The sequence below is a fragment of the Lysobacterales bacterium genome (assembly GCA_014946745.1).
Classification (GTDB): Bacteria; Pseudomonadota; Gammaproteobacteria; order Xanthomonadales; family Xanthomonadaceae; genus Aquimonas.
Window position 1 is genome coordinate 829458 of the sequence record JADCRD010000001.1, and the last position, 20090, is coordinate 849547.

The window sequence follows — 20090 nt, forward strand, 5'->3', positions numbered from 1 at the left end:
GCTGCCACCGGCAGCCGACGTTCTTCTCCGCTTCCCACGAGGGGAGAGGGGTGTCGCTCTGCTCTTGCTCCTGCGAATCCCCAATCCCCAATCCCCGCCCCCGAACCCCAATCCCGAGCTCCGAAACCATGCCCCAGTCCAGCGTCTACGTCCTGCCGCCGCCCGCCCAGCCCTGCGTTGCCGTCGCCGGGAGTTCGCAGTTCTTTCCGGTGCGCCGCATCTACTGCGTGGGTCGCAACTACGCCGAGCACGCCCGCGAGATGGGCGCGGACTCCACCCGCGAGGCGCCGTTCTTCTTCATGAAGCCGGCCGATGCGGTGGTGTCCGGCGGCGCGCGGATTCCGTATCCCGGCCAGACCGCCGATTTCCACTACGAGGCCGAGCTGGTGGTGGCGATCGGTGGCAGCGGCGCGAGTCTCAGCGCCGAGCAGGCCGAGGCGCTGGTGTTCGGCTACGGCGTGGGCATCGACTTCACCCGCCGCGACCTGCAGGCGCAGTTCAAGAAAGGCGGCAAGCCTTGGGACATGGCCAAGGGCTTTGACCGCTCCGCGCCCTGCAGCGCGATCGTGCCGGCGGCGCGCATCGGCCATCCCAAGGCCGCGCGCATCGAGCTGATCCAGAACGGCGAGACGCGGCAGTCGGCCGACATCGCCGATCTGATCTGGTCGGTGCCCGAACTGCTGGCGAATCTCTCGACCTTCGTGCGGCTGGAGCCGGGCGATCTGGTGTTCACCGGCACACCCGCGGGCGTGGGCCCCTGCGTGGCCGGCGATCGTCTGAGCGCGCGCGTCGAGGGCATCGGCGAAGTCAGCGTCGAGATCACGGAGCGCTGAGATGGCGGACGCGCGCAGCGATGTGCTGGTGATTGGCGCCGGCCACAACGGCCTGGTCTGCGCCACCTATCTGGCCAAGGCGGGCCTGTCGGTGCGCGTGCTCGAACGCCGTGGCGTGGTGGGCGGCGCGGCGGTGACCGAGGAGTTCCACCCGGGTTTCCGCAACTCGACCGCCAGCTACACCGTCTCGCTGCTGCATCCCAAGGTGATCCGCGAGCTCGACCTGCACGGCCATGGCCTGCGCATCGTCGAGCGCGAGCTGGGCAACTTCCTGCCGCTGCCGGACGGCCGCTATCTCAAGGCGGGCGAAGGCCGTACCCAGGCCGAGGTGGCGAAGTTCAGCGCCCGCGACGCCGAGCGTCTGCCGGCCTATGGCGAGCACCTCGATCGCATCGCCGGCCTGCTGCGCGAACTGGCCGTGCAGACGCCGCCCAATGTGCCGCCCGCCGGCGGCTGGCTGGCCGCGCTGCCCGAGCTGATCCGTGCTGCAGGCTTGGGCCGTCGCGCGGCGTCGCTCGGCATCGAAGGCCAGCGCGATCTGCTCGATCTGTTCACCGACTCCGCCGGCGCCTATCTGGAACGCTGGTTCGAGTCCGAACCGATCCAGGCGCTGTTCGGCTTCGATGGCGTGGTCGGCAACTACGCCAGCCCCTACGCCGCCGGCAGCGCCTACGTGCTGCTGCACCACGTGTTCGGCGAGGTCAACGGCAAGGCCGGGGTGTGGGGCCATGCCATCGGCGGCATGGGCGCGATCACCCAGGCGATGGCGCGCTCAGCGGAAGCCGCCGGCGTGCAGATCGAAGTGAACGCCAGCGTGGCCGAGGTGCTGGTCGAGCAGGGCAGGGCAGTGGGTGTGCGCACCGAAGATGGCCGTGTGCATCGGGCGAAGCGCGTTGTCGCCAACGTCAACCCCAAGCTGCTGTTCACCCGGCTGGTGCCGGAGTCGGAGCTGCCCACAGACTTCGCCGAGCGCATGCGCGGCTACCGCTGCGGCTCGGGCACCTTCCGCATGAACGTGGCCCTGTCCGAGCTGCCCGACTTCAGCTGCCTGCCGGGCCGCGAACGCGCCGAGCACCACACCGCCGGCATCATCCTCGCGCCCAGCCTGCGCTACATGGAGCAGGCCTTCTTCGATGCGCGCCAACACGGTTGGTCCCGCAAGCCCATCGTCGAGATGCTGATTCCGTCGACGCTCGACGACAGCCTCGCGCCCAAGGGCGCGCACGTCGCCAGCCTGTTCTGCCAGCACGTCGCCCCCGAGCTGCCCGAGGGCAAGGCCTGGCCCGCGTATCGCGAGGAAGTGGCGAAGCTGATGATCGACACGGTCAACAGCTATGCGCCCAACTTCCGGGCCTCGGTGCTGGGCTACCGCGCGCTCTCGCCCTTTGATCTGGAGCAGGAGTTCGGCCTGATCGGCGGCGACATCTTCCACGGCGCGCTGAGCTTGAACCAATTGTTCTCGGCGCGCCCTGTGCTGGGCCACGGCAACTACCGGATGCCGCTCAAGGGGCTGTACCTGTGCGGCTCGGGCGCACATCCGGGCGGTGGCGTCAGCGGCCTGCCCGGGCACAACGCGGCGCGTGAGGTGTTGAAGAGCGGGGATTAGGGATTGGGGATTCGCTCGGGGCCGGGCTTGCGCCTTGGGCGGGGGCCGTAGCCGCGCTAGGCGGTCCAGTAGCGCCTGGCGGCTAGGGCCTGCGTGGGAACACTCCTCAGCTCCGCGAGTGCATCCGCGGATGCCCCGCGCGGCAGCGCGTCTGCAGAACGCGCTGCCGCGGGAGGGACTCCGTGCTCTCGTGCTCAGACCGCCCAGGCGGCGCGCTGTGCTTGGGCGTAGTCCTCGAAGCGGATCGGCGCGCGGCCGAGGATGTCCTGCACGCTCGGGCTGATCGCCGCCGAGTAGCCGAGCTTGAAGAAGCCCAGGATCTGCAGCAGGAAGTCGGCGTAGTCCGCCGGCAGGCCCGCATCGAGCAGCTGCGGCCGCAGCGCCTCGGGCGGCACATCCTGGAAGCGGATGGCGCGGCCGCTGACCCGGCTCAGAATCGTCGCCACCTCGGCGTGATCCAGCGCCTCTGAGCCGGTCAGCTCGTAGGCACGGCCGCAGTGCGTCGAATCGCCCAGCACGGCCGCGGCGACGGCGGCGATGTCGCGGACGTCGATGAAGCTGCCCTTGGCTTCACCGACCGGCAGCGCGATCAGACCGGCAGCGCGAATGCCGGCAAGCCAGAAGGTTTCGAAGTTCTGCATGAACCAGTTGGGGCGCAGCAGGGTGTAGTTGAGCCCGCTGCCCTCCAGCTGCAGTTCGGCTTGGCGCAGCGGCGCGCTGGGATCGGCGTTCGCGCCCATCGCGGTCATCAGCACCACGTGCTCCAGCCCGTGCCGCACCGCTGCTTCGATGGCGGGCGAGAGCAGCCGGTGCTGCTGCGCGTAGCCCGGCGGGCACAGCAGAAAGGCGCGGCGCGCGCAGGCGAAGGCGGCATCGACGCCGCTGCCGCTGGCGAGGTCGAGCGCCACATCGGCGGGATCGCCCGTCGGTGCGCGCGTTGCCCGCAGCACGGGGTGTCCCTGCGCACGAAGCCGCTCGGCGAGGGCGCTGCCGATCTGGCCGCGGCCGCCGAGGATGAGGGTGTGGGTCTGCGCTTCAGTCATGTCAGGTCTCCTGGGTGGGAGCGTGCAGCTTCGGCTGTCTTTGGCTGAATGCGAATGGCGATACGGACACTTTGCATGTTAGAAAGTCCAGACTCCCTTGAACTGAGGCGTGCAGCGCGTGGACCTTCTGAGCGACCTGTTGCGGCATTCGGGGCTGCGCAAGCGGGTGTTCACAGCGGGCGAGATCCGCGTCGCCGAGCCGCAGCACTTTCCCTGCGGGCGCAGCTTCGGCCTGCACGTGGTCAGCCGCGGTCGGCTGCGCATCCGTGCGCAGGACGACGGGTCCGAGCTGCGGCTGGGCCCGGGCGACATCGCGCTGATGGCGCGGGGCTGTCACCACACCCTGTATGCGGAAGCGCCGCAGCCGGGCGAGTCCCAGGCCGATGCGCGCGTGCTGAGCGCGGCCTATCAGCTCTGGAGTGTGCCCCTGCATCCGTTCTTCAGCGAACTGCCCGACTGGCTGGTGCTGCGCGCCGAGGAGCGCCTGCGTCTGGATTCGGTCGGTCTGCTGGTGGACCTGATCAGCGCCGAGCTGGCCGAGCCTTCGCCGGGTTCGGAGTCGGTGCTGAATGGTCTGCTGGATGCCGTGTTCTCCTACGTGCTGCGCGCGCTGCTGCTGCGCTGCGCGGACCGTGGGCCCGGATTCGGGCGCGCGCTGCGCAGCGAGGCGATCGCGCGTGCGCTGCAGCTGCTGCACGCGGACGTGGAACGCGACTGGAATCTGGCCAGCCTGGCGCGCGAGGTCGGGCTGTCGCGCACTGCGCTCGCGAACCGCTTTCGCGAGCAGCTGGACGAAACGCCGATGGGCTACCTGCGACGCCTGCGCATGCTGCGCGCAAGCCAGCGCCTGCTGGAGACCGATCTGCCGCTGGAGCGCATCGCCAGCGAAGTCGGCTACAGCGATGCCTTCGGTTTCTCGAAGGTGTTCAAGAAGACCCTCGGCAAATCGCCGCGGGAGTTCCGCCGCTCCGAGTTGGCGCCCGAGCTGGCCGCGCTGCGTTTCGAGGCGCGCTTTGCCGGCTGAGGCGGCGCCCTGGGGGCGCGCGGCCGCGCGCCATGGCCGCCGCGGGTTTGGCGCAGCGACTACACTCGCGGGCTTCGAGAGCCGGGGGCGGGTCGCGATGCAAGGCTTGGAGGGTCAGGCGAAGGCGAGGACATCGCCGCTGTGGCTGCGCCTGTGGTTCGCGTGCCTGCTCGGCACCTGCATGGGCGAGGCTTGGGCAAACGTCGAGGTGGCGGCGCTCGATGCACAGTTCAACGCCCGATCGATCGATGCGCTGCGGGCTGGCGCCGGCGACTGGCAGGCCCAGCCCCCTGCGCTGCGCTGGCGCAGCGGCAGCCAATGGTGGCGCGTCGCGATCAGCGCCGAGGCCGCGAAGGGCGACGACGAGGCCTGGGTCCTGAGCCTGCGCGAAGCCTACGACGCGCGGCTGGTCGCCTACCTGCCGCCAGACTATGCGCCGCGCCCGCTGCATCTGTTCGACCCGGATCTGCAGCAGCCGGGCTCGCGCCACCGCATCGCCCTGGTGCTGAGCCCCGCGCAGCGCGCCCAGCCGGTGTACCTGCGGGTGGAGTGGGCGCGCCACCAGCCGATTGCGCTCGCAGCCCAGCCGCTGTCGAGTTATCTGCAGGACGACTTGGATCGCGTGCGCGTCAGTTCGGCGCTGCTGGCGACCAAGCTGCTGCTGGCGATCGTCTGCGCACTGTTTGCCTTGGCCCTGCGTCGTCACGTGCTTGCCTTGCTATGTGTGTGGATCCTTTCCGCGGCCGTGTACCAAACCGTCATGAGTGGCGAGGTGGTCAGGTTGCTCGGTGCCTGGACGCTGGCCCTGCCGCCGATGATGGTGTCGGGCGTTCTTGTCCACATCGGCCTCTTGGCGAGCTATGCCTTCGTGTACCGCTTTCTGTCCGTGCCTCGCCACTTTCCACGCCTTGCACGGCTGTTCAGGGCGCTGCTCTGGTGCGCTGGGCTATTGACGCTGCTGACCGTGATCAGTCTGGCGGGGCCGCTGGTGGCGCGGGTCATGAACGTGATTCTGCTGCTGCTCGCCACGCTGGCCCTGGGCATGGCCCTGCGCCTCGCCGTGCGTGGCATCGAGCAGGGCTGGTTCTATCTGGTCGGCTGGGGCGCCGTCGCGGTCGTTGCGATCATCCGCGCCGGCTACTTCCTGGCCGAGCAGGGCACCCCGCTGTGGCTGGAGTACGCGCATCCGGCGATGGATGCCTTCGGTGCCTTGGTGCTGGTGCTGGCGATTGCGCGGGCCGCCCGCTATGCCGAGCGGGAGATGCACGCCGCCCGCTTCAGCGCGCGCATCGATCCGCTGACCGGCCTGCCCAATCGCGGCGAACTCGACGCCCGCCTGCCGGAGCGTATCCAGGCCGCGCAGCAGGCGGGGCGTGCGCTCAGCCTGCTGTTCTTCGATCTCGACCACTTCAAGCGCATCAACGACCGCTGGGGTCATGACCTCGGTGACGTCTGTCTTGTCGCTGCCGCCGCCGAGATCCGCAAGCACATCCGGGCCAGTGATCTGGTCGCGCGCTATGGCGGCGAGGAGTTCGTGCTGATCCTCGACGGTGCGGACCTGGAGGTGGCGACCGCCATCGCCGGCGAGCTGCGCGCCGGCGTCGAGCGTCATGGCCACAGCGTGGCCGGCCAGCCGGTGGGCTTGACGGTGTCGATCGGTATCGCGCAGCTTCGCCCCGGTGATGCAGCGTCTGAACTGTTGCGTCGGGCGGACGAAGCCCTGTACCGGGCCAAGGCCGAGGGCCGCAATCGCGTGGTGCTCGCTGGCGCCTAGCAGCTTGCCGTGCCTGCCGCGCGGCGTGGCTCGCCTGGGGTAGCGCTGCGCGCCGCCCATGCGCGTCCGCGTGTACGCAGAGACCGCCCGACATCGAGCGAGCTGTCCGTTTCTCCAACGCCCATGAGGTGATGCGATGCCAAGGTTTATCGACCCCAAGGATGTCCGCCCCGGCGATGTGCTGCTGATGAAGGGCATCAGCGCGATCTCGGATCTGATCGCCTGGTTCGGCGATTCCACTTACAGCCATGCGGCGCTCATGGTCGACGGCGGCGATCTTGTCGAAGCCGCGCCGCCGGTTTCACGCCGGGTGGCGCTGTCCGCACGCCTGCAGCAGGGCGCGCACTACGAGTTCATCGACGTCTATCGGCCGACGCAGGCGAGCGGCCAGCCGCTGCAGCCCGCACAGCGCGATGCGCTGGCGAAGGCCGGCGGCGCACTGGTCGGCGTGGGCTATCCCCTCGACGACATGCTGCAGATGGGCGTGTTCGCGGGCCTGCGCAACCGGCTGCCCGCCGACGCATGGCTGCGCTGGCTGCTGCTGCAGGTCTTGAACGAGCTGGTTATGCAGAACCCGAAGCACATGATGTGCAGCGAGCTGGTCTACTACGGCATGCGCGAGGCCACGCTGGCGCCGGCCCTGATCGTCAGCGCGCAGATGGATCTGCCGATGCCCAGCATCGATGTCGCGCAGCTGATCAAGGAGTGGTTGGCCACGCGCGGCAAGTCGGCGGCGGCTGCCGTGACACAAGGCACCGTGCCCGAGGTCAGCGATGCGCAGCTGCAGACGCTCTTCCAGACGCTGCAATCGCAGCGAACCGAGGACGGGCCGAAACGCGCTCTGGCCGCACCTGCACTGGGCATGCCGCCGGTGCTGAACGCGAATCCGAAAAACGTGCTGCCGGTGGACCTTGAGACCAGCCCGCAGCTGCGGCGGGTGGGGCGCCTGCCGCTGAGCGGGGCCTAAGCTGCACGCCTGCCGTGCGAGCGCCCGCGGGGGCGGCGCGGTTGAGGCCCGCAGGCCCGAGGACGCGCCAGGCGCGTCCCGGGTCAGTGCGCCGCGGATCAGGGCGATTTCGGCACCAGCGGCGTGTTGTCTGTCGAGAACAGGTGGCTGGTGTCGGTGCTCTTGCCGCTGGACGCGCCGTGGCAGCCGAAGCAGCCCGGCGGGCTGTCCTGGTGGTAGGTCTCCATGGTGGTGTTGGCCAGCAGCACCGAGCCGGCCAGCGCAGGATCGCTGCCGCTCTTTGGAATCGAGCCGTCCTTCGACCACACCGCGCCCACCTGGAAGTAGTTCGCGCGCACGTCCTTGACCAGGCCCAGCATCAGCTGGATATCGAAGTTCAGCGAGATCAGCTGGCTGTTGTTGTCGGCCGAGGCCGGGGTCGGTGCGCTGCCCCAGGGATTGGCCCGATAGACATCGTTCGGGCGGATGCTGTTGCCTTGGGTGGCCTGCAGATCGCCGTTGCTCTGCACGGTCATCTGCGCCACCAGGGCACCGTCGCGGCTGCCGCCGTTCTGCATGAAGTTCCAATCGCCCTGCGAGTTGTAGGGCACTTCGATCTGCTGGCCGAACAGACTGTTGAAGTAGAAGTCGTTGTCCGGCGCGTTGTCCTTGTGCTCGAACGTGGCCCAGACCATTTCCGGGTGGCCCTTGACCGGCCCCACCACGTGCATGCCGACGAGCGCCAGCGTCTTGACCTCGGTCGGCTGTTTGGCGTCGATGGTCCAGGTGGTGCTGCTGGTTTTCAGATAGCGCGGTACGGCTGCGACCGTGGTGATGTACTGGCTGAGGTCGGCGACCGTGCTGGCGTCCACCCATGCCGTCTTCAGCTCCAGGGTCAGCGCATTGCCGTCCTTGAGGTTGCTGCCGTTCTGGCTGGCATAGGCCAGGATCGACGCCAGCTCGGCCTGGGTGGTCGGAAACGCGGCGTCCTGCGAGATCGCGCCGTTTGTCACCGCGGTGTTGAACCAGGCGTAGACGTCGTTGGCGTGGGTGGCGAAGTAGACCAGCGAGCCCTTGAGGCTGAGCAGGGTGTCGTTGCCGCCGGCCTGGCCGCCGGGCTGGAACTGCTGCGGTTTGCTGCCGCGCAGGCTGAAGCGGTTGCCCGTCGCGCCGGCGCCATTGCGCACGTAGGTGCCGTTGCCGGCCGCGTCGAAGATCAGATCGAAGAACACCGGCGAGTCCAGCACCGTGCCGCCGGCCTCGGGCGAGTTGATCCACAGGAACATCTGGTGCGCCCACTTGTAGAAGTCGCAGGCGCTGGGCGACTCGGGGAAGGCCAGGCTGTCCGCAAACTTCACGTCGCCGCCGGCGGCAATGCGTCCGTCCTCGAACCAGGTGCCGAACTCGCGCGCCGAGATCGAACAGCTCGACTGCACGTACTGCAGGCCATCCGGGGCGACGCTCGGCCCGGCAGTGGCCGCCGCGCTGGCGCTGAGGCTGCAGGCGGCAAGAAGGGCGGCAAGCAGAGGAGTCTGCGGCTTCGACATGGCGGTTCTCCCGGAATAGGTGGGTGCGGGCCGAATGTGATCGGCGTCACCAAACTAAGCCGTCGAGCGCTGGCTCTGCCAGCTGTCAGATCTGACACTCGCAGCGACGAGGCTCCCAACCTGTTCGTCCGTGATCGTTCACCGTCCGCCGCATGTGCGTGCGCGCGGGCTGGCCTCTAGCAGGCTGTTGAAAAACAGCCTGCTGGCCCGGCCAGGGATGGCCGGGACGAGGAAGCAAGCGCGTAAGCGATTGCTTTGTCGTGAGGCGGTACGGACCTGCGCCGGACCGCCGACTTGAGAAACCCCCCGGAAGGGAGTTTCTCAACAAGCTGCTAGAACTGCCCGCGCTCCACGCCCTCGCGCCAGCGCGAGGAGTCGGGCGCCCACTCGCCCTCGCCGAGCATGGCCGTGGCCAGATCGGCGATGCGAAAGCCGAGCCGCGGCTCGGCGCCGACGCCAGCGTCGCGCTGGTGGGCGTGGCGCACGAAGGCGCGGAAGCGGCCCTCGGCGCGCGCCGCCCGCCCGGTGAGGTGGCGGGCGAGGTCGTAGGACAGCAGGTTGCCTTCGTCGGTGCGCAGGAAGGATTCCCCGACCAGAACTCCTGGATGGTGTCGGCGTTCCAGAAAGCCGCGTGTTTACGCACCATCTCGTTCGGGTGGTAGAGCTGGGCCGAGGGCGCGAACAGCTGCGGAAACAGCGCGGCCTCGGTGTTGGTGGCCAGGCCCTCGTTGAGCCAGGCCGGTATCGGCAGGTGGCTCACAAGGCAGTGCGTCAGCTCGTGGGCGACGGTGGGCTGCATCTGCGCCATGCCGCCCTCGAACATCGCGAAGTGCCCGTAGCCGGCGTTGACGAACATCCCTGAGGACAGCGCGAACTCGCCTTCCTCGGGGTAGTAGTGGCTGATGTAGCGGTAATAGTCGTCCTCGCTCGCGAACACCATCACCGCGTGCTTGCCGTGGCCGGCGTCGCTGGCGATGTCGCCGAGGTTGCGCCGAATCCAGCGGTGCACGTCCTGACAGAACTGCAGGAACACCTGCGCCGGCCGATCCGCCAGGCTCGACAGCAGCAGGAAATCGGGGCTCGAACGCAGGCGATAGTCGCCCGCGAGTTCGCGACCTGTCGCCAGCAGCCAGTGCGCGGCGGCGGCCGTCCACCAGTCGTGGCGCGCTGCATCGGTGAGGTCGGCGGGCTCCTGCAGCGCGAGCCGATCCCAGTCGGGCAGCGGCAGCGTGGTGCCGCTGCGCCACGGCATGGGCACGGCCGCGAAGTGCTCGGGCGTGGCGATGGCGCCGGTCGCGTCCAGTGCGGCCGCTGCGGCGGTGGAAGATCGGGGCAGCAGGGAAGAAAGCAGACGCTTCAACATGGAGAGCTCGGTCAGAGTGAAAGCACGCAGGGCCGCGCGTCGCGATCGGCAGCGCGCTTGGCCGGCATTGCTGCGGCGCCAGTGTAGGGGTAGGAGCGGGTCTCTCCACGGCTGGGGCGCTGTGGCTGCGGCAGCGCCGTCGACACCGGCCTGCCGCGCCAGTCCACAAGCGCGACCGGCAGGGCGCAACTGCGCCCGAAGGCTGCAGATATTCCGAGCGGTATGGCCGGAATCCGCGCATGACACGGGTGGCAGGTTCCGGCATCTTCCTCCGATTGAACTCAGGCGATGCCAGGGACGAGCCCATGCACACACGACGCGAACTGTTGAAGACGGCCGGCCTTGGCGCGCTGGGGCTCGGCGCTGGGGCGCTGGCCGCTGAGTCCTTCGCTGCGGACGCCGCGCCCGACGCGAACACGCCCGCGGCGGGCGTCGACAGCGCACAGGCCGCCAGCGATGGCGCGAGCCGGCGTGCGCTTGCCGGCGACCTCGACTGCGCGCCGCAGAACCCACCCCTGGCCTGGGCGCGCGGCATCGAGAACCAGCGGCGCGCTGATCTTGGCGACGGCCGCTACCTCAACCCCATCGTCTCCGGCGATCGGCCCGACCCGTCGATCGTCAAGGACGGCGACGACTACTACATGACCTTCTCCAGCTTCGAAGCCTATCCGGGCCTCTTGATCTGGCACTCGCGCGATCTGCTGAACTGGCAGCCGATCGGCCCGGCGCTGACCCGCAACATCGGCTCGGTGTGGGCGCCGGAACTGATCAAGCACCAAGGGCGCTTCTACATCTACCTGCCGACCAAGCAGACCGCGGCCCCGGGCTCGAAGACCAGCAGCTGGGTGATCTACGCCGACGACATCCGTGGGCCGTGGTCCGAGCCCATCGATCTGGACCTGCCGAACCACATCGATCCGGGGCATGCGGTCGACGAGGACGGCTCGCGCTGGCTGTTCCTGTCTGGCGGCGATCGCGTGCGGCTGGCCGATGACGGGCTGTCGCGCATCGGTGAGCCCGAGCACGTCTACGACCCCTGGCGCTATCCGCCGGACTGGGTGGTCGAAGCCTTCGCACCGGAGGGCCCGAAGATCACCCGTCGCGGCGAGTACTTCTATCTGATCACCGCGGTCGGCGGCACCGCCGGCCCACCGACCGGGCACATGGTGATCGCGGCGCGCTCGAAGTCGATCCACGGGCCGTGGGAGCACCACCCGCGCAACCCGCTGGTACGCACCCGGTCGGCGGCGGAACAGTGGTGGTCGCGCGGCCACGCCACCCTGGTGGAAGGGCCGAAGGGTGACTGGTGGGGCGTCTACCACGGCTACGAGAACGGCTTCTGGACGCTGGGACGGCAGTGCCTGTTGGCGCCGGTGCAGTGGAGCGAAGACGGCTGGTTCGACTTCGGCGGCGGCGATCTGTCGCAGCCTTTGCCGGCGCCCAGCCCTGCGCCCGGCCGCGATCCGCCGCCGCACGGCATGGCGCTGTCGGATGACTTCAGCGCACTGCGCTACGGCCTGCAGTGGAGCTTCTTCCGTCCAGCACCGGACGAGGCCGAGCGTCTGCGCGTCGACGATCGCACCCTGCATTTCGCGGCCCGCGGCAGCGCGCCGTCGAGCTCACCGCCGCTGCTCTGCGTGGTCGGTGAGCAGGCCTACGAGTTCGAGTGCGAGATCGAAATCGATGAAGGCGCCGTCGCCGGCCTGCTGCTGTGGTACGACGACCGGCTGTACTGCGGGCTCGGTTTCGACACTGAGCGTTTTGTCACCCACCAGTACGGCATCGAGCGCGCGCGCCCGGCCAACCCGCACGGGCGCCGCCTGCACATGCGCGTGCGCAACGACCGCCACATCGTCACCTTCGACACCTCCGACGACGGCCGCCACTGGACCCGCTACGACCGCGGCATGGAAGTCTCCGGCTACCACCACAACGTGCGCGGCGGCTTCCACATGCTGAAGCCCGGGCTGTATGCGGCCGGGCAGGGCGAGGCGCGGTTCCGCGGGTTCCGCTTTCGCGCGCTGGACGCGGCCTCGCGCGCCTGAGCGCGAGCGCAGCGGCGCGGCGTCGCGGTGATCGGACGCCCGCCGCGTCCGGGCTGGGCCAACGCTGAAGAACTCAGCCTTGTCGCGCGCCATCGAGGGCGCGCCCGCGGATCGAGCATGCACGCGCCGGATCCCGCGCAGGCGAGCCCGGGAAGTGCCCGACTCGCCATCGCTGAGCAAGGCCAGAAGGGGCTGGATCCGTGTTGCGGTAGAGTGCGGCGCTCCGCCAGATCAGGGGAAGGCGCATGACACAGGGCTGGGACGCATCCGCGCAGGCCTGGATCGAGGTGATCGGCAGCGAGGGCGACTGGGGGCGTCGCTATGTGCTCGACGCGCCGATGCTGCAGCGGGTGCGCGGGCGCGGCTTTCAGCGCGCGGTCGATATCGGCTGCGGCGAAGGGCGCTTCTGCCGGATGCTGAAGGCCGAGGGCATCGACTGCATCGGCGTCGACCCCACCCTTGCCTTGATCGAGCACGCGCGTCGACGCGACCCGCAGGGCGACTACCGCATCGCCGGCGCGGAGGCGCTGCCGCTGCCGGAGGCGAGCTGCGATCTCGCTGTGTTTTACCTGTCGCTGATCGATATTGCCGAACTCGATGCCGCGCTGGCCGAGGCGCATCGCGTGCTGAAGCCCGGCGGCAGCCTGCTGATCGCCAACCTGCAGGGCTTCAACACCGCCGCGGTGGGGCAGGGTTGGAGCCGCGAGCCCGACGGCAGCCGTCGCTTCAGCATCGACCACTACCTGCAGGAGAGCGTCACCTGGATTGCCTGGCAGGGCATCCGCATCGCCAACCACCATCGACCGCTTCAGCGCTACATGCAGGCGCTGCTTTCGCTGGGGTTCGAGTTGCGCCACTTCGCCGAACCCGCGCCGGTGGGCGTAGCCGGAGACAAGGCCGATCGCTACCGGCGCGCGCCGAACTTTCTGGTGATGGAGTGGGAGCGCCGCTGAGCGCGGCAGGTCGGGGCGGGTCGAAAGTCTGCGCAGCCCGCCATGCGCTTCAGCGCAGGCACTGAGGCGGCAGCGCACGCGCGCGCCCTCCATGGCGCGCCGCGCGCTGCGATCGATCAGGGCCGTGCGCGCCTACTCGAAGCCATTGCCGAAGATGCCCGGGCTGCGCTCGTAGAACACATTGCCCACCAGCCGTCGCGACGCGAAGAAACTGCCGCCGGTGGTGAAAGGCGCACCCCTTGCTTCGCCGGTGGTGAGCTGCAGGCCGCCCGCGCTGTAGGTGCTGGCTGCACTGCTGCCGCTGCCGATGTAGCTGGGCGTCACATCGACAAAGACCAGAGCCAGCCCAACGGTCTGGCCCGCGAGCATGGGCAGATCAGGAATCGCGATCGGCAGCGACAGCCGCCCGCTGGCAGCCTGCCGGCCGGTGACCGTGGCGTGCAGCGTCCAGCCCGCGCTGCTGCTGCTTGGCCCGGTCGTGACGCTGCCGCCCAGGGTGCTGCCGTTGCGACGGTAGACCTGCAGCTGGAAGTTGGCGTTGGGAGAGGCTTGGGTGGCGGTGTTGAGGCCGGATACCACGAGGTCGCTCTGCGCATGCAGATCCATGAACAGACCGAAGCCCGGACTGCCGCCGTTGTCAGCGGGACCGGGAGATGCGCTCAGACGCTCACCGCGCGGACGCCAGCGCAGCGATCCGATCAGGGCGCGCGAGCCGAACACGGCGCTCGTGGCGGTGAAGGGCGTGGTCATCGCCTGGCCGGTGACCAGGGTGAGGCCGGGGCTCGCATAGGTCTCTTGCGGGGGCGAGCCGCTGCCGAAGTAGCGAGGGCCCGCACCGAGGAAGCGCAGACCCACGCCGAGGGTCTGGCCGGGGCTCACCTGCAGATCGGGCAGGGTGATCGGCAGCGAGACTTCGCCCGGCCCCTGACGTGCGTTGACCGTGCCGCGCAGCGTCCATCCGCTGCTGGAGGTCGCGGGCCCACTGCCGAGGCTGTTGCCCAGCGCCGTCCCGCTGCGGGTATACACCTCGATCTGAAAGCTTCCGATGCCCGGCGTATCGCTGGCGATGGTCAAGCCGTTCACCACGGCGCCCGTGCTCGATGACAGGTCGAAGAACAGGCCTGAAGTGGGCGCGCCGCTGTTGTTGCTAGGCCCCGGGTGGGCCGGCAGCACGGCGTCATCGAGGCGGTACTGCAGGCTGCCAATCAGGGCGCGCGAACTGAAGTAGTTGCCCACGGCGGTGAACGGGGCGGTGCGCGCTTCGCCCGTGCGCAGGCTCAGGTCGAGGTTGCTGTAGGTTTCCAGCGGCGGCGTGGCGAGGCCGAAGTACCGTGGCCCTATGTCGATGAACTCGATGGCGACACCCAGCACCTGGCCGGCGGCCACGCGCACTTCGGGAATGGTGATCGGCAGCGAGACCTCGCCGCTGCTGCCCTGTGTGGCGGTGACGGTGCCGAGCACCGTCCACCCGGCCTGCGAGCTTCCCGGGCCGCTGCCGACGGGGCCGCCCAGCGCGGAGCCCGCACGCGTCCGGATCCGGAGGTTGAAGTTCGCGCCCGGCAGGGCTTCAGAGGCGGTGGTAAGGCCAGTCAGCACCACCCCCGTGCTGGCCTCGACATCAAAGAAAATCGCGGCGCCGGGCGCCGCAGCGTTGTTGGAGGGGCCGGGGTTGGTCGCCAACACCGCATCGCCGCTGCGGTAGAGGATGGAGCCCACCATTGCACGCGAAGAGAACAGACTGCCGCCGCTGGTGAAGGGGATCGAGCGCGCTTCGCCGGTGCGCAGGATCAGGTTGGCATTGCTGTAGGTCGAGATCGGGGGCGCGCCCGTGCCGACGTAGGCAGGGAATCTGTCGATGAACTCGACGGCGACGCCGACCACCTCGCCGGGTGAGATCGGAATATCGGGCAGCCCGATGGGCAGCGAGACGCTGGCTGTCCCCTGGGTCGACGAAAAGGTGCCAAGCAGACGCCAGCCTGCGCTCGAAGCGCCGGGCCCGGTGGCGAGCGTGCCGCCCAGCGCGGTGCCGGAGCGGATGCTGACCCGGACGGTGACGGTCTCGCCTGCGGCCGCATCGACCGCGGTGGTGAACCCGGTCACCACCACCGGCGTCTGCGCCTGGAGGTCGAAGAACATCGCGCTGCCAATGCCGCCGCCGTTGTCGGTGGGCCCGGGATGTGCAAGCAGAACGGCCTGCGCATGCAGGCTCTGCGAGACGCACAGGCACAGCAGCATGCCCAACAGGGTGTTCCAGAGTCGCATCGGTGTGTCCTTGTCGAAGGGGTGAGGGCGATGGCGCTGCGTCTGTGGTGTGGGGCCTTCCGCTCTTTCGGGCGTGGGCTAGCGTCCGCCTCGCCGTCGCGGCTGGCAAGCCCGCAGCGGCACAGGGTCCATCGCCTGCAGTGCTTGCAGCGACGATGGGCCGACCCGCCCGGAGCCCCAAGCCCCGCGTGAGCCGATCCTTGGCCCGCACAGCAGAGGCACGTAGCAACGCCTGCGGATCCGCCATCCGGCGCCATCGCCGCGCTTGCCCGAGCAGAGGCCGGGTGCTGTCATGCGTCGAACGCTCGCCCGCATCGCGTGCGTCGAGCGGGGGACGGGCGGTGTGCCGAACTTATCGAGGCTTGCGCTGTCGGGGTTCGCCCATCCGGCGCGTAACCCGAGCCGCTCCCCGCTGCGCGACCGACCTGCGCGCGCGGCGACCATCGAAACCACGAGGACAAGCCATGCTGAATCGAATCGCCCTGCTCGCCCTGTCAGCCCTTGCACTGTCCGCCTGCAGCGGCGACTCAGCAGACGCCCCGCAGGCCGCACAGTCCTCCGCACCGTCCGCGCTCGCCACCCCGGCGGCCGATGTCGACTGCGCCGTTCACTACAGCGAGGTGCGCGACGGCATCCTCGGTGCCCTGCGTGGCTCCGAAGTGCTGCCCCTCGTCAGCGTTGTGACCACCCACTCCGAGGGCGTGATGAGCGCGCCGACGCCTGGCACGGCGCTCGCGCAGCTCAACTGCAATTCGGAAAGCCGAAACTTCAGGGCGCAGCGGGCGCCGAGCGCTGGCGCGGGCTGGACCCTCGCCCCGCAGTGCGATGCCCTGATCCTGCGCCTCGACACCGCCTGCCTGAAGCCGCTTGCCCACGCCGGCACGCCATTCAGTGCGGCCTGCAACCTCGCGCTGATGGGCGTCGCCTCGGCCAGCGACGGCCAGCAGCAGAACATGTCGAACGCGAGCCTGTGCGAATCGGCGATGAGCGGGCTCTGAGGCTTGGGGCAAGGCTGAAGAATTCAGCGTTGCCGCGCGCCATGGAGGGCGCGCCCGCGGAGCGAGCACGCGATGCTTGATCCAGCGTGACCGAGCGAAGCGAAGGCGTCTCCCGGTAGCGGCCGAACGAGTCCGGACCTGTGCCGGACTCGCGACCACGGATCAAGGCCAGGAGGGACTTGATCCGTGTTGTCTTAGGGTGGCGCGCAGCCTTGAGCCAGCCGCTCCGGCGAAGGCCGCGCGCCGCATGCCTGAGCGGGTGGCGGGGCCTTCCGGCCTGCGGCGCAGGCATTGAGCTGCGTCTGTCTATGCGGTGCGCGAACTGACATGCTTCGCGCCTCCGTCTCGGGACTCTCGCGATGAATATGCAGGCAGGCCGCGGTGGGCTCTGGTTCTCCCTGATTGCGGCTGCGTTGCTCGCCGCTTGCGTATCGACGCCACCGCCCCGGCAAGCGCCACACGCCCAGGCCGCACCGCGCGAAGCCATGGTCGCTGCGGCCGATCCGCTGGCGGTGGACGCGGGGCTGGAGATGCTTCGCGAGGGCGGCAGCGCGGTCGATGCCGCGATCGCCGTGGCGCTGACGCTGGGCCTCGTCGAGCCCGAATCCTCGGGCGTCGGCGGTGGCGGCCTGCTCGTGCACTACCGCGCGAGTGATCGCGCGATCGAGGCCTACGACGGCCGCGAATGGGCGCCGATCGGCGCGCGGCCGGACATGTTCCTGCAGGCTGACGGCCAGCCCATGTCCTTCGAGATCGCCCAGGCCAGCGGGCTGTCGATCGGCACGCCCAGCCTGGTGGCCATGCTGGCGATGGCGCATGAGGCGCACGGCCGGCTGCCGTGGTCGCGGCTGATGCAGCCGGCGATCCGGCTGTCCGAAGAGGGTTTCGTGATCGGCCCGCGGCTGGCGCGCAGTCTTCAGACGTATCGCGCCGCGATCGCCGCCGACCCGCAGGCGCGGGCGATCTATCTCGATGAAACGGGTGAGCCCTGGCCGCAGGGCCATCGCCTGCGAAACCCCGAGTACGCGCGCAGCCTGCGCGCGATCGCCGAGCAGGGCCCGCGCGCACTCACCCAAGGGCGCATCGCCGACGAGATCATCGCCGCCGCCCAGCGCGAACCGCGCGCCGGCAGCTTGAGCCTGGACGATCTCGCGGCCCTCGCGCCGCGCCGTCTTGAACCTCTGTGCGCGCACTTCCGCGCGTACCGCGTCTGCTCGGTGCCCTCGCCGAGTTCGGCCAACGCCATGCTGTCGATCCTCGGCCTGTATGCGCGTGCGCGGCCCACGCCCGACGGCCCGCAGAACATCGACGACTGGGCGGCGTTCGTGTGGGCGAGCCGCTTGTCCTACGTCGACCGCGACCACTACATGGCCGACGACCGCTTCGTCGAAGCGCCTACCGCAGCCCTGGTAGCCCCCGACTATCTCGACGCGCGCGCCGCGCTGATCGATGTTCGCGGCAGCCGCGATGCGATCCCGATCGGCGCGCCGGCCGGCGAGGCCCTGCGGCAGCGCTGGGGCAGCAACGCGATGCAGGAGAACGGCACCACGCATCTCTCCATCGTCGATGCCGAAGGCAATGCGGTCGCGCTCACCGCCACCATCGAATCCGAGTACGGCGCGCAGCGCATGGCCGGCGGCTTCTGGCTCAACAACCAGCTCACCGACTTCTCCTTCGAGCCGGTCATCGACGGCAAGCCGGTCGCCAACGCCGTCGCCCCGCGCAAGGCGCCGCGCTCGTCGATGTCGCCGTCGATCGTCACCGATGCCGACGGCAGGCTGGTGCTGGTCACGGGCTCGATGGGCGGCAGCACCATCATCGCCTCGGTCGCCCGCAGCATCATCGGCGTGCTCGACTGGAAACTCAGCCCGCAGCAGGCCCTGGCCACGCCCGCCCTGTTCGCCCGCCACCGCGCGATCGAAGCCGAACGCGGGCGTCTGCCGACGGCCATCCTTGAGGGCCTGCGCCAGCTCGGCTGGAATGTGGTCGAGGCGGATCTCTACAGCGGCACGCACCTGATCCAGGTCACTGCTGATGGCTTGGTCGGTGGCGCGGATCCGCGGCTGGAGGGCAGGGCGGTGAAGCTGGAGCCCGCGCAGCGCTAGGCCGCGCTGCGCATCGCTTGGCTCCCCTCTCCCCCGGAGGGAGAGGGGGCGGGGGAGAGGGGGGAACCTTGCCGCACGTGATGCGCGCTTTACACCCAGCCCCCTCGAAGCAATCGGGGAGAAGCGTCGACTGCCGGTGACATCGAGGCTCTTCTAGGCCAGAGCGAAGCGACGGAAGGTTGGGGGAGAGAGGTGTAGGCCTCGCGACAAGCCCCCCTCTCCCCAACCCCTCTCCCACGAGGGGAGAGGGGCTTTGCTCAGAGCACTTGGCGAGGCAACCTGAGAACCTGCGCGCGCGAGCATCGCCTCAGCCGACAGTCTGCAACTCTTGGCGACGCATCGCTCGCTGGGTGTTGCTGCAGTGCTGTTATCGCCTCGACCTTGTTACAGCGCGGAGCGGCAGCGCCTACATCAGCTTCCTGAGCGGAATCGGCCGACCCGGCACCCAGATCAAGGCGGGGGCACCCGGCTTCGAGAAGGTGAGCTGAGCGCTGCCAGCGCTTTCGAAGCTGAGCGCGAAAATGCCGACAGGGGCGACATCGGCCCCTTCGGCAGGCGACAAGTCGCAGTCCGGGTTCGGCGACTGCGCCGTGCAGCCGAAGGGTTGGCCGCTGGCCCGATACACCCTGCCTACGAGCCTCGTTGGCGTGTCCCAGCGGTCCGCCACCAGCAGATGCCAGCGCGTCTCGCCGCTGGGCGTGAAGTGGAACCAGCCGCCGGTCACCGTGTCCTGCCTGCCCTCGCGTCGATGCTGCAGCAGCAGCCCCGAACCGGATCGGGCCGGGTCGTACCAGGAGCCGCCGACATCGAACGCGCCGAAGGTGGGTGTTTCCGGGGAGGGCGCAGCGCTCAGCACCACCAGCTCGTGCTCGCTGATCCAGCCGGCACCGTCGCGCACCACCACGACCTTGATCACGCCGACGTCGTCCTCGTCGAAGCGCGGCGCTTCCAGCCGAAGCGAGAAGGGCCTCATCGCCGTGGTGCAAACGTGGTCCGGCGGGAGCCGCGACAACCGCAGCACCCACCGTCGGTTCGCTCCCTCCAGCGCCACAACCTCGGGTACGCAACCGTCGTGCCAAACGCCGCTGTACTCCAGCCCCACGGTTTCGCCCGCACGCAGCACCTGCGGAGTACCCGGCGCGGCGGAGAGGGAGCGCAACTGGAAACCGCCTGGCTGCTCGGCATGAGACGGGACGGCAGCGAACAGCATCAGCAGCAGCGCGGGCATGAGAAGCCGCAAGGACGAAAAAGATCGAATGGACATGGCGAGATACTCGTATGGAGGACGAACGCGGCGCCCCTGCGGGCGCCGACCTCGCCATCGTCACCGCAGCGCCACCCGGTCGTCCAGCTCCAGTGGGTAACGAATGGGTAACGCAGCGTCGCAGGATTCCCGTGGCCTGGCCTGGCCTGGCCGGCCCCGTGGGCGTGCCTCACGAAAGCAGGGCTTGCCAACGCCAGCGCCAAGGTCCCCAACTGCGAACGGCTCATGGAAGCCTCAGTCCCATAGGGTGGGTCTTGACCCACCGACGCCGCACGCTCGCCCCTGCCCGCGGCCTCGCCTCACGAAAGCAAGGCTTGCCAACGCCAA

General features: G+C 69.5%; 14 protein-coding genes. 9 read left to right on the plus strand and 5 right to left on the minus strand.

The window, feature by feature from the left end; genetic code table 11:
* The first annotated feature begins 128 nt into the window (after positions 1-128).
* Together H4O13_03505 and H4O13_03510 are read left to right on the plus strand one after the other, a co-directional pair.
* A complete protein-coding gene (locus tag H4O13_03505; GenBank protein ID MBE5314448.1) occupies positions 129-833 on the plus strand; it encodes a fumarylacetoacetate hydrolase family protein in 705 nt (234 codons plus the stop codon).
* A gap of 1 nt (position 834) precedes the next feature.
* The gene (locus H4O13_03510) at positions 835-2439 is read left to right on the plus strand and encodes an NAD(P)/FAD-dependent oxidoreductase (GenBank protein MBE5314449.1); all 1605 of its coding nucleotides are present in this window, start codon (positions 835-837) and stop codon (positions 2437-2439) included.
* Positions 2440-2633: 194 nt separating this feature from the next.
* Here the strand turns inward: H4O13_03510 and H4O13_03515 are convergent, their stop codons facing one another.
* Positions 2634-3482: an NAD(P)H-binding protein gene (locus tag H4O13_03515; protein MBE5314450.1), complete on the minus strand. Its 849-nt coding sequence runs from the start codon at positions 3480-3482 to the stop codon at positions 2634-2636.
* 118 nt (positions 3483-3600) lie between these two features.
* On the opposite strand from H4O13_03515, the gene H4O13_03520 reads away from it, so the two are divergent.
* The 3 genes from H4O13_03520 to H4O13_03530 all read left to right on the plus strand — a co-directional run bounded on the left by H4O13_03520 (position 3601) and on the right by H4O13_03530 (position 7247).
* A complete protein-coding gene (locus tag H4O13_03520) occupies positions 3601-4506 on the plus strand; it encodes an AraC family transcriptional regulator (protein ID MBE5314451.1) in 906 nt (301 codons plus the stop codon).
* Positions 4507-4603: 97 nt separating this feature from the next.
* Positions 4604-6280 carry a diguanylate cyclase gene (locus H4O13_03525; GenBank protein ID MBE5314452.1) on the plus strand — a complete coding sequence of 559 codons (1677 nt, stop codon included), beginning with the start codon at positions 4604-4606 and terminating at the stop codon, positions 6278-6280.
* A gap of 136 nt (positions 6281-6416) precedes the next feature.
* Positions 6417-7247: a hypothetical protein gene (locus H4O13_03530; protein ID MBE5314453.1), complete on the plus strand. Its 831-nt coding sequence runs from the start codon at positions 6417-6419 to the stop codon at positions 7245-7247.
* 98 nt (positions 7248-7345) lie between these two features.
* Here H4O13_03530 and H4O13_03535 read toward each other — a convergent pair whose 3' ends face one another.
* Together H4O13_03535 and H4O13_03540 are read right to left on the minus strand one after the other, a co-directional pair.
* Positions 7346-8773, minus strand: coding sequence for a hypothetical protein (locus H4O13_03535; GenBank protein ID MBE5314454.1), 1428 nt, complete (start codon positions 8771-8773; stop codon positions 7346-7348).
* An 85-nt stretch (positions 8774-8858) separates the two neighbouring features.
* Entirely contained in the window at positions 8859-10136 is a 1278-nt protein-coding gene (locus H4O13_03540; GenBank protein ID MBE5314455.1) for a hypothetical protein, read from the minus strand.
* A gap of 305 nt (positions 10137-10441) precedes the next feature.
* On the opposite strand from H4O13_03540, the gene H4O13_03545 reads away from it, so the two are divergent.
* Together H4O13_03545 and H4O13_03550 are read left to right on the plus strand one after the other, a co-directional pair.
* Complete coding sequence (locus H4O13_03545; GenBank protein MBE5314456.1) at positions 10442-12181, plus strand: family 43 glycosylhydrolase; 1740 nt, start codon at positions 10442-10444, stop codon at positions 12179-12181.
* Positions 12182-12426: 245 nt separating this feature from the next.
* Positions 12427-13134, plus strand: a complete 708-nt coding sequence (locus H4O13_03550) for a class I SAM-dependent methyltransferase (GenBank protein MBE5314457.1) — start codon at positions 12427-12429, stop codon at positions 13132-13134.
* A 132-nt stretch (positions 13135-13266) separates the two neighbouring features.
* Here H4O13_03550 and H4O13_03555 read toward each other — a convergent pair whose 3' ends face one another.
* Complete coding sequence (locus H4O13_03555) at positions 13267-15396, minus strand: hypothetical protein (protein MBE5314458.1); 2130 nt, start codon at positions 15394-15396, stop codon at positions 13267-13269.
* A gap of 464 nt (positions 15397-15860) precedes the next feature.
* Between H4O13_03555 and H4O13_03560 the strand changes: the two genes are divergently transcribed.
* Positions 15861-16394, plus strand: a complete 534-nt coding sequence (locus tag H4O13_03560; protein ID MBE5314459.1) for a hypothetical protein — start codon at positions 15861-15863, stop codon at positions 16392-16394.
* A gap of 359 nt (positions 16395-16753) precedes the next feature.
* Complete coding sequence (locus H4O13_03565; protein MBE5314460.1) at positions 16754-18499, plus strand: gamma-glutamyltransferase family protein; 1746 nt, start codon at positions 16754-16756, stop codon at positions 18497-18499.
* Between the two features lie 406 nt (positions 18500-18905).
* On the opposite strand, the gene H4O13_03570 is transcribed toward H4O13_03565, so the two are convergent.
* Positions 18906-19763, minus strand: a complete 858-nt coding sequence (locus H4O13_03570) for a hypothetical protein (GenBank protein ID MBE5314461.1) — start codon at positions 19761-19763, stop codon at positions 18906-18908.
* Positions 19764-20090 lie beyond the last annotated feature (327 nt).